Origin of the sequence: Streptomyces himastatinicus ATCC 53653 (genome assembly GCF_000158915.1) — a bacterium.
Lineage (GTDB): Bacteria > Actinomycetota > Actinomycetes > Streptomycetales > Streptomycetaceae > Streptomyces > Streptomyces himastatinicus.
Window position 1 is genome coordinate 6,323,162 of the sequence record NZ_GG657754.1, and the last position, 12,642, is coordinate 6,335,803.

At 71.0% G+C, this 12,642-nt stretch carries 7 protein-coding genes and 4 pseudogenes; 9 read left to right on the forward strand and 2 right to left on the reverse strand.

The features are described 5' to 3' along the window. The 8 genes and pseudogenes from SSOG_RS26925 to SSOG_RS26955 all read left to right on the forward strand — a co-directional run. Positions 1-384, forward strand: a pseudogene (locus tag SSOG_RS26925) (S-methyl-5-thioribose-1-phosphate isomerase); the annotation flags it as partial. Beyond that, positions 381-1,058: a two-component system response regulator MtrA gene (gene mtrA / locus SSOG_RS26930; protein WP_009717421.1), complete on the forward strand. Its 678-nt coding sequence runs from the start codon at positions 381-383 to the stop codon at positions 1,056-1,058. The pseudogene SSOG_RS26925 and the gene mtrA, both read left to right, overlap by 4 nt. A 67-nt stretch (positions 1,059-1,125) precedes the next feature. Beyond that, complete coding sequence (gene mtrB / locus SSOG_RS26935) at positions 1,126-3,267, forward strand: MtrAB system histidine kinase MtrB (protein ID WP_009717422.1); 2,142 nt, start codon at positions 1,126-1,128, stop codon at positions 3,265-3,267. Continuing rightward, a pseudogene (locus SSOG_RS58870) lies at positions 3,186-3,557 on the forward strand (LpqB family beta-propeller domain-containing protein); the annotation flags it as partial. The gene mtrB and the pseudogene SSOG_RS58870, both read left to right, overlap by 82 nt. Positions 3,558-3,618: 61 nt before the next feature. Continuing rightward, positions 3,619-4,941, forward strand: a complete 1,323-nt coding sequence (locus tag SSOG_RS26940) for an LpqB family beta-propeller domain-containing protein (RefSeq protein WP_245606391.1) — start codon at positions 3,619-3,621, stop codon at positions 4,939-4,941. A gap of 130 nt (positions 4,942-5,071) precedes the next feature. After that, positions 5,072-5,845, forward strand: coding sequence for a ComF family protein (locus tag SSOG_RS46920; RefSeq protein WP_050799981.1), 774 nt, complete (start codon positions 5,072-5,074; stop codon positions 5,843-5,845). Positions 5,846-6,162: 317 nt separating this feature from the next. After that, the gene (gene hpf / locus SSOG_RS26950; RefSeq protein WP_039941767.1) at positions 6,163-6,855 is read left to right on the forward strand and encodes a ribosome hibernation-promoting factor, HPF/YfiA family; all 693 of its coding nucleotides are present in this window, start codon (positions 6,163-6,165) and stop codon (positions 6,853-6,855) included. A 211-nt stretch (positions 6,856-7,066) separates the two neighbouring features. Continuing rightward, the gene (locus tag SSOG_RS26955; protein WP_009717426.1) at positions 7,067-7,816 is read left to right on the forward strand and encodes a response regulator; all 750 of its coding nucleotides are present in this window, start codon (positions 7,067-7,069) and stop codon (positions 7,814-7,816) included. A gap of 30 nt (positions 7,817-7,846) precedes the next feature. Here the strand turns inward: SSOG_RS26955 and SSOG_RS26960 are convergent. Both SSOG_RS26960 and SSOG_RS26965 read right to left on the reverse strand, forming a co-directional pair. Beyond that, positions 7,847-9,039: pseudogene (locus tag SSOG_RS26960) on the reverse strand (winged helix-turn-helix domain-containing protein). A 57-nt stretch (positions 9,040-9,096) separates the two neighbouring features. Further along, a complete protein-coding gene (locus tag SSOG_RS26965; RefSeq protein WP_009717428.1) occupies positions 9,097-9,696 on the reverse strand; it encodes a GNAT family N-acetyltransferase in 600 nt (199 codons plus the stop codon). A 242-nt stretch (positions 9,697-9,938) separates the two neighbouring features. Here SSOG_RS26965 and secA point away from each other — a divergent pair. Continuing rightward, positions 9,939-12,642: pseudogene (gene secA, locus SSOG_RS26970) on the forward strand (preprotein translocase subunit SecA); the annotation flags it as partial.

The following is a 12,642-nucleotide window of genomic DNA, read 5'->3' on the forward strand; positions in this document are numbered from 1 at the left end:
TCGGTGGCCAACAAGGTCTGCTGCTATCCGCTCGCGGTGCTGGCCCGCTACCACCATGTGCCGTTCATCGTGGTGGCCCCGACCACCACCGTGGACCCGGACACCCCCGACGGGGCGGCGATCGAGGTCGAACAGCGGCCCGGACACGAGGTGACGGACGTCATACTGCCGCATGCACCGGCCGCCCCCGGTACCGATGCGGCGCTGGGAGTGCCGGTGGCACCACTGGGCACCCAGGCGTTCAACCCGGCCTTTGACGTCACACCGCCGGAGCTGGTCACCGCGATCGTCACCGAGCGTGGTGTGGTCGCTCCGGTCACCGAGGGGGGTATCGCGGAGCTGTGCGCCAGGTCACGATCAGGTAATGGGATGATGGCCTCATGAAGGGACGCGTCCTTGTCGTCGACGACGACACCGCACTGGCAGAGATGCTCGGCATCGTGCTGCGCGGCGAAGGCTTTGAACCGTCGTTCGTCTCGGACGGCGACAAGGCTCTTGCCGCCTTCCGCGAGGCCAAGCCGGATCTGGTGCTGCTCGATCTCATGCTGCCCGGACGGGACGGGATCGAGGTGTGCCGGCTGATCCGGGCCGAGTCCGGGGTGCCGATCGTCATGCTCACCGCCAAGAGCGACACGGTCGACGTGGTGGTCGGGCTGGAGTCCGGTGCCGATGACTACATCGTCAAGCCGTTCAAGCCGAAGGAGCTGGTGGCCCGCATCCGGGCGCGGCTGCGGCGGTCCGAGGACCCGACGCCGGAGCAGCTGACGATCGGCGATCTGGTGATCGACGTCGCCGGGCACTCGGTGAAGCGGGACGGGCAGTCGATAGCGCTGACCCCGCTGGAGTTCGATCTACTGGTGGCCCTGGCCCGTAAGCCGTGGCAGGTGTTCACCCGCGAGGTGCTGCTGGAGCAGGTCTGGGGCTATCGGCACGCGGCCGATACCCGGCTGGTCAATGTCCATGTGCAGCGGCTGCGCTCCAAGGTCGAGAAGGACCCGGAGCGGCCGGAGATCGTGGTGACCGTGCGCGGCGTCGGCTACAAGGCCGGGCCCAGCTGAGATGACGGGTGGCGGCACGGCTCCGCGGCCCCAGGGTTCGGGAGGCGGGGCGCCGGAGAGCGGCCGGGTGGGGCGGCCCGATCCGGCGGGTGACATTCCGCTGTTCCGGAGGCTGTGGAGCGGCGGGCATCTGCTGCCCGACGGCGCCTCCGGCGGACCGGCCCATCCCCTGATCAGGCTGTTCGGGCGGTGGGTGCGCCGTCCGCTGCTACCCGCTGCCCGGCTGTGGCGGCGGAACATCCAGCTGCGGGTGGTGGCCACCACGCTGCTGATGTCGCTCGGCGTGGTGATCCTGCTCGGCCTGGTCGTCATCGGCCAGGTGCGCAACGGTCTGCTGGACGCCAAGCGGCATGCCGCGCAGGGCCAGGCCGTCGGTGGGTTCGAGGTGGCCGAGCAGATGGCCGACCGTAAGAGCGACTCCGGCGGCCAGGACGGTGCGGGCCCCGGCAGCCGCGGCGCCCAGGACGCGGGGGCATGGCTGAACGCCCTGGTGGAGCAGCTGGCCAGCGGTGGCAAGGGTGCGTACTCGGTGGTCGCGCTCAGCTCCGACTCCGGGGAGACGCCCTATGTGGCAAGCCGTGGTCCCCGGGCCTCCGGTGACGTCAAGGCGGACAGCGTGCCCGCCGACCTGCGGCAGCGGGTGGACGAGGGCCGGACGGCCCCGTACGAGCAGTACGGGCGGATCGAGCACCTCGGCTCCGGCGACAGCGAGGCCGCACTGATCATCGGCAAGCGGCTGGACGACAACCACGGTGACGCCTATCAGCTCTACTACCTCTTCCCCTTCACTCAGGAGGAGAAGTCGCTGAGCCTGGTGAAGGGCACGCTGGCCACGGCCGGGGTGTTCGTGGTGGTGCTGCTCGGAGCCATCGCCTGGGTGGTGGTGCGGCAGGTCGTCACGCCGGTGCGGATGGCGGCCGGGATCTCCGAGCGGCTGGCGGCCGGTCTGCTCCAGGAGCGGATGAAGGTCACCGGGGAGGACGACATCGCCCGCCTCGGCGAGGCGTTCAACAAGATGGCCCAGAACCTCCAGCTCAAGATCCAGCAGCTGGAGGAGCTGTCGCGGATGCAGCGGCGGTTCGTCTCGGACGTCTCCCATGAGCTGCGTACACCGCTGACGACCGTGCGGATGGCCGCGGACGTCATCTACGAGGGGCGCGAGGACTTCGATCCGATCACGGCGCGCTCCGCCGAGCTGCTGTGGGGCCAGGTCGACCGCTTCGAGTCGCTGCTCTCCGATCTGCTGGAGATCAGCCGGTTCGACGCGGGCGCGGCCGCCCTGGAGGCCGACCAGATCGATCTGCGCGATGTGGTGAACCGGGTGGTCGACGGGGCCGAGCCGCTGGCCGACGCCAAGGGCACCCGGATCGTGGTGCGCGGTGCCGAGGCGCCGGTGATCGCGGAGGCGGACGCCCGCCGGGTGGAGCGGGTGCTGCGCAACCTGGTGGTCAACGCCGTGGAGCACGGCGAGGGCCGGGATGTGGTGGTGCGGCTCGCGGCCGCGGGCGGCGCGGTCGCGGTGGCCGTGCGGGACTACGGGGTGGGTCTGAAGCCCGGCGAGGCGACGCGGGTGTTCAATCGCTTCTGGCGGGCCGATCCGGCGCGCGCCCGGACGACGGGCGGCACCGGTCTCGGGCTGTCGATCGCGGTGGAGGACGCCCGGCTGCACGGCGGCTGGCTCCAGGCGTGGGGTGAGCCCGGCGGCGGTTCGCAGTTCCGGCTGACGCTGCCGCGCGCCGCGGGCGATGTGCTGCGCGGTTCGCCGATCCCGCTGGAGCCCGACGACTCCCGGCGCAACCGGCAGCCCGCCGACGGCGGACAGGCGCAGCCCGCGGCGGAGCGGCTGGCCTCGGTGCCCGCGCAGCCCACGCTCCGCGCTGCCGCCCGCCGACGCCCCGGTGCCCTCGGCCGATCCGACGGCCCTGCCGGGGAACGGGGCCCGGGTGGTGCGGGGCGCCGCGGAGCCGGCGCACCGGGAGCGAACGACACCGAACGAAGGGGAGGGCCGCCCCCGTGGGCGCTGACCGTGCCGACCGCCACCGTTCCCGCTCCGGCGCGCGTCGCCGTGCGCGGGCCACGGGCACATTGCTCGCGTGTGGTGTGCTGCTGCTGTCCGGCTGTGCCTCGATGCCCGACAGCGGGGATGTGCGCCGGGTCGACTCCTCCCCGCGCTCCGATGTGGATTCGCAGGTCCGGGTGTACGGGGTGAGTCCGGGCAAGGGCGAGCAGCCCGCGGAGCTGGTCTCCGGCTTCCTGGAGGCCACGACGAGCGACGAGGAGAACTTCGCCACCGCGAAGGAGTATCTGACCCGGGGCGCGTCCAAGGACTGGGATCCGTTCGCGCAGACCACGGTGCTGGAGCAGGCCCCGGACGTGCGGGTGGAGACCGACCCCGGCGACCGGGACGGCAACAGCAAGACGGTCGTGCTGTCGGGCGAGCGGATCGCCACGGTGGACGCCACGCACGCCTACCGGCCCGATGAGGAGAGGTACGAGGAGCGCATCCACCTCACCCTGCGCGGTTCGGAGTGGCGGATCGACGGGCCCGCCGCCGGGGTTGGTGGTCGGCGAGTCGGACTTCCAGCGCATCTACCGCTCGGTCAACAAGTACTACTTCGCGAAGCTGGGGCCGGACGCCGCGGACTCACGGGTGGGGGACCAGGTCCTGGTCGCCGACCCGGTGTATCTGCGGCGGCGCATCAATCCGGTCACCGCGACGGTCAAGGCGCTGCTGGACGGTCCGACGGACTGGCTGGATCCGGTGGTCAGCACGTCCTTCCCGGCCGGTACGGCGCTCGGCCGCAACACCGGCAAGCTGTCGCTGGACGATTCGAACGCGCTGAAGGTCCGGCTGAGCGATCAGGCCGCGCAGATCAGCCCGGGGCGATGTGCCCGGATGGCGGCGCAGACGCTGTTCACGGTGCAGGACCTCTGGGAGGGATCGGACGAGGTGAGCGGGGTGCGGCTGGAGCGGCAGAGCGGCTCCGAGCTGTGCGCCCTGACGAGCGACGCGGCGCGGGCGTACGCCCCCGACCATGTCATCGGGCGGCCCCAGCACCAGTACTTCGTGGACGCGCAGCACCGGATGGTCCGGCTGTCCGACGACGAGGACAAGCCACGCCCGGTGCCGGGTCCGTTCGGCGCCGACGGCGCGGGTCTCGGCACGGTGGCGGTCTCGCGCGACGAGCGGGACGCGGCGGCGGTCAGCGAGGACGGCCGGTCGCTGTACGTCACGGAGCTGTCGTCCGGCGCCGAGCGGGGCCGGGTGCGGGTGCACAGCCAGGGCGGCAGCCCCGAGCACGGGCTGACGGCGCCCAGCTGGGACGGGCTGGGCGGGCTGTGGGTGGCCGACCGGGACCCGCAGCGGCCGCGGCTGCTGCGGCTGCGGGGCGGCACCGGCCAGGCGGACGAGGTCGAGCTGCCGAAGCTGGACGGTGGCCGGATCACGGCGCTGCGGATGTCCGCGGACGGCACGAGGATCGCGATGCTGGTCAAGCAGGACGGGCATACGACGCTGCGGCTGGGCCGGATCGAGCGGCGGGGCACGGCGGACCGTCCGAAGCTGTCGGTGCGGGCGCTGCACGCGATCGCGCCGAAGCTCCAGGACGTCGACACCGCCTCCTGGGCGGGGGACAGCCGTCTGGTGGTCGCGGGCCGCGAGTCGGACGGCGTGCAGCAGCTCCAGTACGTGGAGACGGACGGCTCACCGGCGGATCTGCCGGAGGTGCCCGGGCCGAACGGGGTGGAGACGGTCGCCGCCTCGGAGGACCAGACCCGGCCGCTGATCGCCGAGACCAGGGAGAACGGGATCGTCCGGCTGCTGCCGAACACGGACTGGAAGACCGTGGACGAGGACGGTTCCGGGCCGGTGTACCCCGGATAGCCGTACGGGCGGGGGAGGCCGTGGTGGCCTTCTGGGCGCCTGTCCCGCCCTGGAGGCGGCGGTTGTCCACATGCGCGTGGTTTTCCACAGGGGGTGGCGGCCCGGCCGGTGTGACGGGACAGTGGGGGCCATGCGGGGCTGGTGGCAGGAGATCGCCGATCTGGTGCTGCCGGCCGACTGTGCGGGATGCGGTCGGCCGGGCGCCCCGCTGTGCGACCGGTGTCATGGGGCGCTGCGCGGGCCCGGGGCGCGTCGGGTGCTGCCGAGCCCGGTGCCGCCGGGGCTGCCGGTGGTCCATGCGGCGGTGGATTACGTGGACGAGGCCCGGGCGGTGCTGCTCGCGCACAAGGAGCGGGGAGCGCTGCGGCTGGCGGGGCCGCTGGGCGAGGCGCTGGCCGGTGCGGTGCGGGCGGTGGCCCGTGGGGTCCTGCCCCGGGCCCCGGGGGACCGGCCGCTGCTGCTGGTGCCGGTGCCCTCGGCGCGGCGTGCGGTGGGGGCGCGGGGCCATGATCCGGCGCGGCGCATCGCGTGTGCGGCGGCGGGCGTGCTGCGCCGCGAGGGGTGTCCCGCGCGGGTGCCGTCGGTGCTGCGGCAGCGGCGGCGGGTGACCGACCAGTCGGGGCTGGGCGCCCGGCAGCGCAGGGCGAATGTGACGGGGGCGCTGGAGGCCGCGCCGGGTGGCGGGCGGCTCCTGGTGGCGGGCCCGGTGGTGCTGGTGGACGATCTGATGACGACGGGGGCCTCGCTCGCGGAGGCGGCGCGGGCGGTGGCGGAGGCGGGCGGACGGGTCGTGGGCGGGGCGGTGGTGGCCGCGCCGCCGACCCCGGCGTCCACCCCCGGGCTCTCGGGGACCTCGGTGTCTCCGGGGCGTCTCAGACCCTTCGCGCGCGGTAAGCGGAACTGAATACGAAGCCGTGTCGTTGCAGGCTGTAAGGACGCCAAAGCACCTGATCGGAGGTACGGCTCGGTAGGGGGTGCCGACAGCCGTCCCGGCGAGCTATGTTCGGTTGTGAGGAGTGGCAGGTGCTATGACTCACAAATCCGCTTGGCGTGCTTTGAGTGCTTTCTCGTGAGCCGTTAACCGAAACGGGGTGGAGTTGTTCCCCGTGGGAAGGAGAGGTGAAAGCCGCCAAGCCGGTGGCTCCGGAAGACGCCGGAGCCTAGTGCACAAGGGATGAGCTCCGGTGGATGCTCCGGAGCGACCCGGGAACGGAGTTCTGCGTGGACATCGTCGTCAAGGGCCGTAAAACAGAGGTGCCCGAGCGGTTCCGGAAGCACGTGGCCGAGAAGCTGAAGCTGGATAAGATCCAGAAGCTCGACGGCAAGGTGATCAGCCTCGACGTCGAGGTGTCCAAGGAGCACAACCCGCGGCAGGCCGACCGGTCCGACCGTGTGGAGATCACCCTTCGCTCCCGCGGCCCGGTCATTCGGGCGGAGGCCGCGGCGGCCGATCCGTACGCAGCGCTGGACCTGGCGGCCGGCAAGCTGGAAGCGCGGATGCGCAAGCAGCACGACAAGCGCCACACCCGGCGTGGCAACGGTCGCATTCCGGCCAGCGACGTGGCCATCACGGTGCCCAATGCGGCACGTATCAACGGGCACGGCGAGATCGCCGCCCAGCGCACCCCGTCGGACACTGTTCCGACCACCCGGATGGGACCCCTGGAAGTCCAGGGCGAAGGCCCCCTCGTGGTCCGTGAGAAGACCCACGCCGCGGTCCCGATGACGCTCGACCAGGCTCTCTACGAGATGGAGCTGGTCGGGCACGATTTCTATCTGTTCGTCGACTCCGACACCAGCCAGCCCAGCGTCGTCTACCGGCGGCACGGCTATGACTACGGGGTCATTCATCTTCAGCCGGAGGCGTTCGCCGGGGAGGAGCCCGGTGGCGCCGGCGGTGCACTCGGCGCCTGAGGCGACCTGAGCCTCGACCGCCTCTGGGCGGGCGCACAGAGAGTGAGCGGGATCGCGCGGCGTATGCGCCGCGCGGTCCCGTGGCCGGTCCGGGCATGAAATCATGGCTCGACGGCCAACCGGCATTGGGGAAACGACTGGTTGGCGCCGTACAGCACCGTGCACCGCAGAGTGCAGACCGCAAGGGCCATGGCCTTCAGGGGGAGGAACGATGGCGGACAGCTTCGGGCCCGTGTCCGACGAAGGCGATGACCAACGCCTGGGGCCGGACAGGGGCGAGCCGCGCGGTGAGCCGCGTAAGGAGCCGATTCGGGTCCTCGTAGTGGACGACCACGCTCTCTTCCGGCGTGGGTTGGAGATCGTCCTGGCCCAGGAGGAGGACATTCAGGTCGTCGGTGAGGCCGGGGACGGCGCCGAGGCCGTGGACAAGGCGGCGGATCTGCTGCCGGACATCGTCCTGATGGATGTGCGCATGCCCAAGCGCGGGGGGATCGAGGCCTGCACGTCGATCAAGGAAGTGGCCCCCAGCGCCAAGATCATCATGCTGACGATCAGCGACGAGGAGGCCGACCTCTACGACGCGATCAAGGCGGGCGCCACCGGCTATCTGCTCAAGGAGATCTCGACCGACGAGGTGTCGACCGCGATCCGCGCGGTGGCCGACGGCCAGTCGCAGATCAGCCCGTCGATGGCGGCCAAGCTCCTCACCGAGTTCAAGTCGATGATCCAGCGCACCGACGAACGTCGGCTGGTGCCGGCGCCCCGGCTCACCGACCGTGAGCTGGAGGTGCTGAAGCTGGTGGCCACCGGCATGAACAACCGTGACATCGCCAAGGAACTGTTCATCAGCGAGAACACCGTGAAGAACCACGTCCGGAACATCCTGGAGAAGCTCCAGCTGCACTCCCGGATGGAGGCCGTGGTCTACGCGATGCGGGAGAAGATCCTCGAAATCAGGTGAGCGGCGGACGACTCGGCCGCCGGGCCGCGGTCAGCGGACCGCGGCCGCCAGCGGTGCGGCCAGCTCCGGGCGGTTGACGCGCTCGATCCGCACCGCGTCACAGCCCACCCACCCGGCCGCCTCGCGCAGCGCCTCGGCCATCGGCGCCACCGCCTTCGGGGTATCCAGCGACACCTGCCGGGCCACCAGCGTGGTCCCCTCACGGGCCGGATCGACCCGGCCGAGCAGCCGCCCGCCCGACAGCAGCGGCATGGCGAAGTAGCCGTAGATCCGCTTGGGCCTGGGCACGTACGCCTCCAGCCGATGGCTGAAGCCGAAGATCCGCTCGGTGCGCGCCCGGTCCCATATCAAGGAGTCGAAGGGCGACAGCAGGGTCGTGCGGTGCCGTCCGCGCGGGGTGGTGGCCAGCGCCTCGGGGTCCGCCCAGGCCGCCTTGTCCCAGCCCGCGACCGTCACCGGCACCAGCCCCGAGTCCGCGACCACCGCGTCGACCTGCTCCGCCTTGAGCCGGTGGTAGTCCGCGAGGTCCGCCCGGGTGCCCACGCCGAGGGACTGGCCCGCGAGCCGCACCAGCCGCCGCAGGCACTCCGCGTCGTCCAGGTCGTCGTGCAGCAGCGTGTCCGGCACGGCGCGCTCCGCCAGGTCGTACACCCGCTTCCAGCCGCGCCGCTCCACGCACACCACCTCGCCGTACGTCAGCGCGCGCTCGGCCGCGACCTTGGTCGCCGACCAGTCCCACCACAGGCCGCCGTTCTTGGCGCCGCCCAGCTCGCTCGCGGTCAGCGGGCCCTCGGCGCGCAACTGCGCCACCACCTTCTCGTACGCGCCCGGCGGCAGCTCGTGGTGCCAGTGCGGGCGGGCGCGGTAGGCGCGGCGGCGGAACGCGAAGTGCGGCCACTCCTCGATCGGCAGCACGCACGCCGCGTGCGACCAGTACTCGAAGGCGTGGGGTGTCGCTCCAGTACGCCGATTCGACCGCCGTGCGGCCGACCGCGCCCAGCCGTGCGTACGGAATCAGCTCGTGCGAGCGCGCCAGCACCGAGATCGTGTCCCAGCTGCACCGCGCCCAGATGACGCAGGACGCCGCGCACCCCGCCGCGCCGGTCGGGCGCCCCCAGGAGCCCCTGGGCGCGCAGCGCGATCCGGCGCGCGTCGTCGGCGGACAGGCTGACCTCGGGCTTCTGGGCTGCGGTGGCCCCGGACCGGGTGGCGGGATTCGTCATGCGCGACACCGTAGTGGCGACCACTGACAACGCCCCCCGACCCATGGGGCCACGCGGTCAGGCCCGGTTCGCGGCGGGGGCCGGGAGGTACGGCGTGGTCGAGGGCAGCCCGAAGTCGGAGGGCAGCAGCGCGCCCCGCCAGGCGTCCCGCCGCGTGCCCTCGCGGACGATGCGCGCCCGGTCCGTCCCCTCCATCTGGAAGCCCACGGCGAGCGCGACCGCCCGCGACGCCTCGTTCCCGGCCTCCGTGCACCACTCCAGCCGCTCCACGCCCAGCCCGGTGAAGGCCCATTCGGCCACCTCGCGCGCCGCCTCGACGGTGTAGCCGTGCCGCCGGTGCTCCCGTACCGTCCAGTAGCCCAGTTCGGCCTGGCGCTCGGGGCCGTGCAGCCGGGCCAGCCGGACCAGGCCCATGGCCCCGATGAGTGTCTTCTCACCCTTGGTGACCAGCGCGAAGTTATAGGTACGGTCGTCCCGCCAGCCCTCCGGGCAGGTCCGCCGGACGAAGTCCTCGGCGTGGGCGCGTTCGTACGGGCCGGGCACGGTGGTCCAGCGCAGGATGTCCGGGTCCTGACAGGCGGCGTGGACCGCCGGGGCGTCGGACGGCTGGAAGGGGCGCAGGACGAGTCGCTCGGTCGTGAGGGTGACGGGCTCCATGGCGAGAGTCTGGGCCGCTGGCGCGCGGGGCCGCGACTGGTTTTGGTGAATTCGGGGGCACCCCGGCGACCTCTCACGCGTTGACACGGTGTGGTGACACTCGGCCCGCGTGGTGACGGACCTCCCGGCCAGGCGGGGTCTGTCTTACGATGGCCGTTGCGGCGGGGCTTGTGCCCCTTGACAATGCCGCGCCAGCGCACCCCACGACCGTGCCAGGCCCGACCGGCAAGGAGCCAGCCTACGTGTCCGTCTTCAACAAGCTCATGCGTGCAGGCGAAGGAAAGATCCTGCGCAAGCTGCACCGCATCGCGGACCAGGTCAATTCCATCGAAGAGGACTTCCTGTCGCTCTCCGACGCCGAGCTGCGTGCCCTCACCGACGAGTACAAGGAGCGGTACGCCGACGGCGAAAGCCTCGACGACCTGATGCCGGAGGCGTTCGCGACCGTGCGCGAGGCGGCCAAGCGGGTGCTCGGCCAGCGTCACTACGACGTCCAGCTGATGGGCGGTGCCGCGCTGCACCTCGGGTATGTCGCCGAGATGAAGACCGGTGAGGGCAAGACCCTGGTGGGCACCCTGCCCGCGTATCTGAACGCGCTGTCCGGCAAGGGCGTCCACCTGATCACGGTCAACGACTATCTGGCCGAGCGTGACTCCGAGTGGATGGGCCGGGTGCACAAGTTCCTCGGCCTCGAGGTCGGTTGCATCCTCGCCAACATGACCCCGGCGCAGCGCCGCGAGCAGTACGCGTGCGACATCACCTACGGCACCAACAACGAGTTCGGCTTCGACTATCTGCGCGACAACATGGCGTGGTCGCAGGACGAGCTGGTGCAGCGCGGCCACAACTTCGCGATCGTCGACGAGGTCGACTCGATCCTGGTGGACGAGGCCCGTACGCCGCTGATCATCTCCGGCCCGGCCGATCAGGCCACCAAGTGGTACGGCGACTTCGCCAAGCTCGTCCTCCGGCTGTCCCGGGGCGAGGCGGCGAATCTCCAGAAGGGCCAGGAGGAGACCGGGGACTACGAGGTCGACGAGAAGAAGCGCACCGTCGGCATCCACGAGTCCGGCGTCACCAAGGTCGAGGACTGGCTGGGCATCGACAACCTGTACGAGTCGGTGAACACCCCGCTGGTCGGCTACCTGAACAACGCCATCAAGGCCAAGGAACTGTTCAAGAAGGACAAGGACTACGTCGTCATCGACGGCGAAGTCATGATCGTCGACGAGCACACCGGCCGTATCCTCGCCGGTCGCCGCTACAACGAGGGCATGCACCAGGCGATCGAGGCGAAGGAGCAGGTGGAGATCAAGGACGAGAACCAGACTCTCGCCACGATCACCCTCCAGAACTTCTTCCGCCTCTACGACAAGCTCTCCGGCATGACCGGTACGGCGATGACCGAGGCCGCCGAGTTCCACCAGATCTACAAGCTGGGCGTCGTCCCGATCCCGACCCACCGGCCCCTCGCCCGGGTCGACCAGTCCGACCTGATCTACCGCACCGAGGTCGCCAAGTTCGACGCGGTCGTCGATGACATCGTCGAGAAGCACGAGAAGGGCCAGCCGGTCCTGGTCGGCACCACCTCCGTGGAGAAGTCCGAGTACCTGTCGCAGCAGCTCGCCAAGCGCGGGGTGCCGCACGAGGTGCTCAACGCCAAGCAGCACGACCGGGAGGCGACGATCGTCGCCCAGGCGGGCCGCAAGGGCGCCGTCACGGTCGCGACCAACATGGCCGGCCGTGGTACGGACATCAAGCTCGGCGGCAACCCCGACGACCTCGCCGAGGCCGAGCTGCGCCAGCGCGGGCTGGACCCGATGGAGCACTCCGAGGAGTGGGCGGCCGCGCTGCCCGCCGCCCTGGAGAAGGCCGAGGCCGCGGTCAAGGCCGAGTTCGAGGAGGTCAAGGACCTCGGCGGGCTGTATGTGCTGGGCACCGAGCGCCATGAGTCGCGCCGTATCGACAACCAGCTGCGCGGTCGTTCCGGCCGTCAGGGCGACCCCGGTGAGTCCCGCTTCTACCTCTCGCTCGGCGACGACCTGATGCGGCTGTTCAAGGCGCAGATGGTCGAGCGCGTGATGGCGATGGCCAACGTTCCCGACGATGTGCCGATCGAGAACAAGATGGTCACCCGCGCCATCGCCTCCGCCCAGTCGCAGGTCGAGCAGCAGAACTTCGAGACCCGTAAGAACGTCCTGAAGTACGACGAGGTCCTCAACCGGCAGCGCGAGGTCATCTACGGCGAGCGCCGCCGCGTCCTGGAGGGCGAGGACCTCCAGGAGCAGATCGGCCACTTCATGGACGACACGATCGACGCGTACATCCAGGCGGAGACCGTCGAGGGCTTCGCGGAGGAGTGGGACCTGGACCGGCTGTGGGGCGCGTTCAAGCAGCTCTACCCGGTCGAGGTGACCGTCGACGAGCTGGAGGAGGAGACCGGCGACCGCGCCGGGATCACCTCCGAGTTCATCGGTGAGGCCATCAAGGACGACATCCACCAGCAGTACGAGGCCCGCGAGGAGCAGCTCGGCTCCGAGATCATGCGCGAGCTGGAGCGGCGCGTCGTGCTGTCCGTGCTGGACCGCAAGTGGCGCGAGCACCTCTACGAGATGGACTACCTCCAGGAGGGCATCGGGCTGCGCGCGATGGCCCAGAAGGACCCGCTGGTCGAGTACCAGCGCGAGGGCTTCGACATGTTCCAGGCCATGATGGAGGGCATCAAGGAGGAGTCGGTCGGCTACCTGTTCAACCTGGAGGTCCAGGTCGAGCAGCAGGTCGAGGAGGTCCCGGTCGAGGACGCGGAGGCCAAGGCCACGCTGGACAAGGACGTGCAGGACGCGGTCCCGGCGGGTGCCTCCTCGGGGCGTCCCGAGATCCACGCCAAGGGCCTGGAGGCCCACGACAGCGGCCGGACCGGCTGCACTTCTCGGCCCCGACGGTCGA

Bases quoted from the DNA above. Each gene is read 5' to 3' on its own strand.
- SSOG_RS26955 (WP_009717426.1), top strand. From the start codon at position 7,067: ATGGCGGACAGCTTCGGGCCCGTGTCCGACGAAGGCGATGACCAACGC.
- SSOG_RS26965 (WP_009717428.1), bottom strand. From the start codon at position 9,696: ATGGAGCCCGTCACCCTCACGACCGAGCGACTCGTCCTGCGCCCCTTC.
- mtrA (WP_009717421.1), top strand. From the start codon at position 381: ATGAAGGGACGCGTCCTTGTCGTCGACGACGACACCGCACTGGCAGAG.
- SSOG_RS46920 (WP_050799981.1), top strand. From the start codon at position 5,072: ATGCGGGGCTGGTGGCAGGAGATCGCCGATCTGGTGCTGCCGGCCGAC.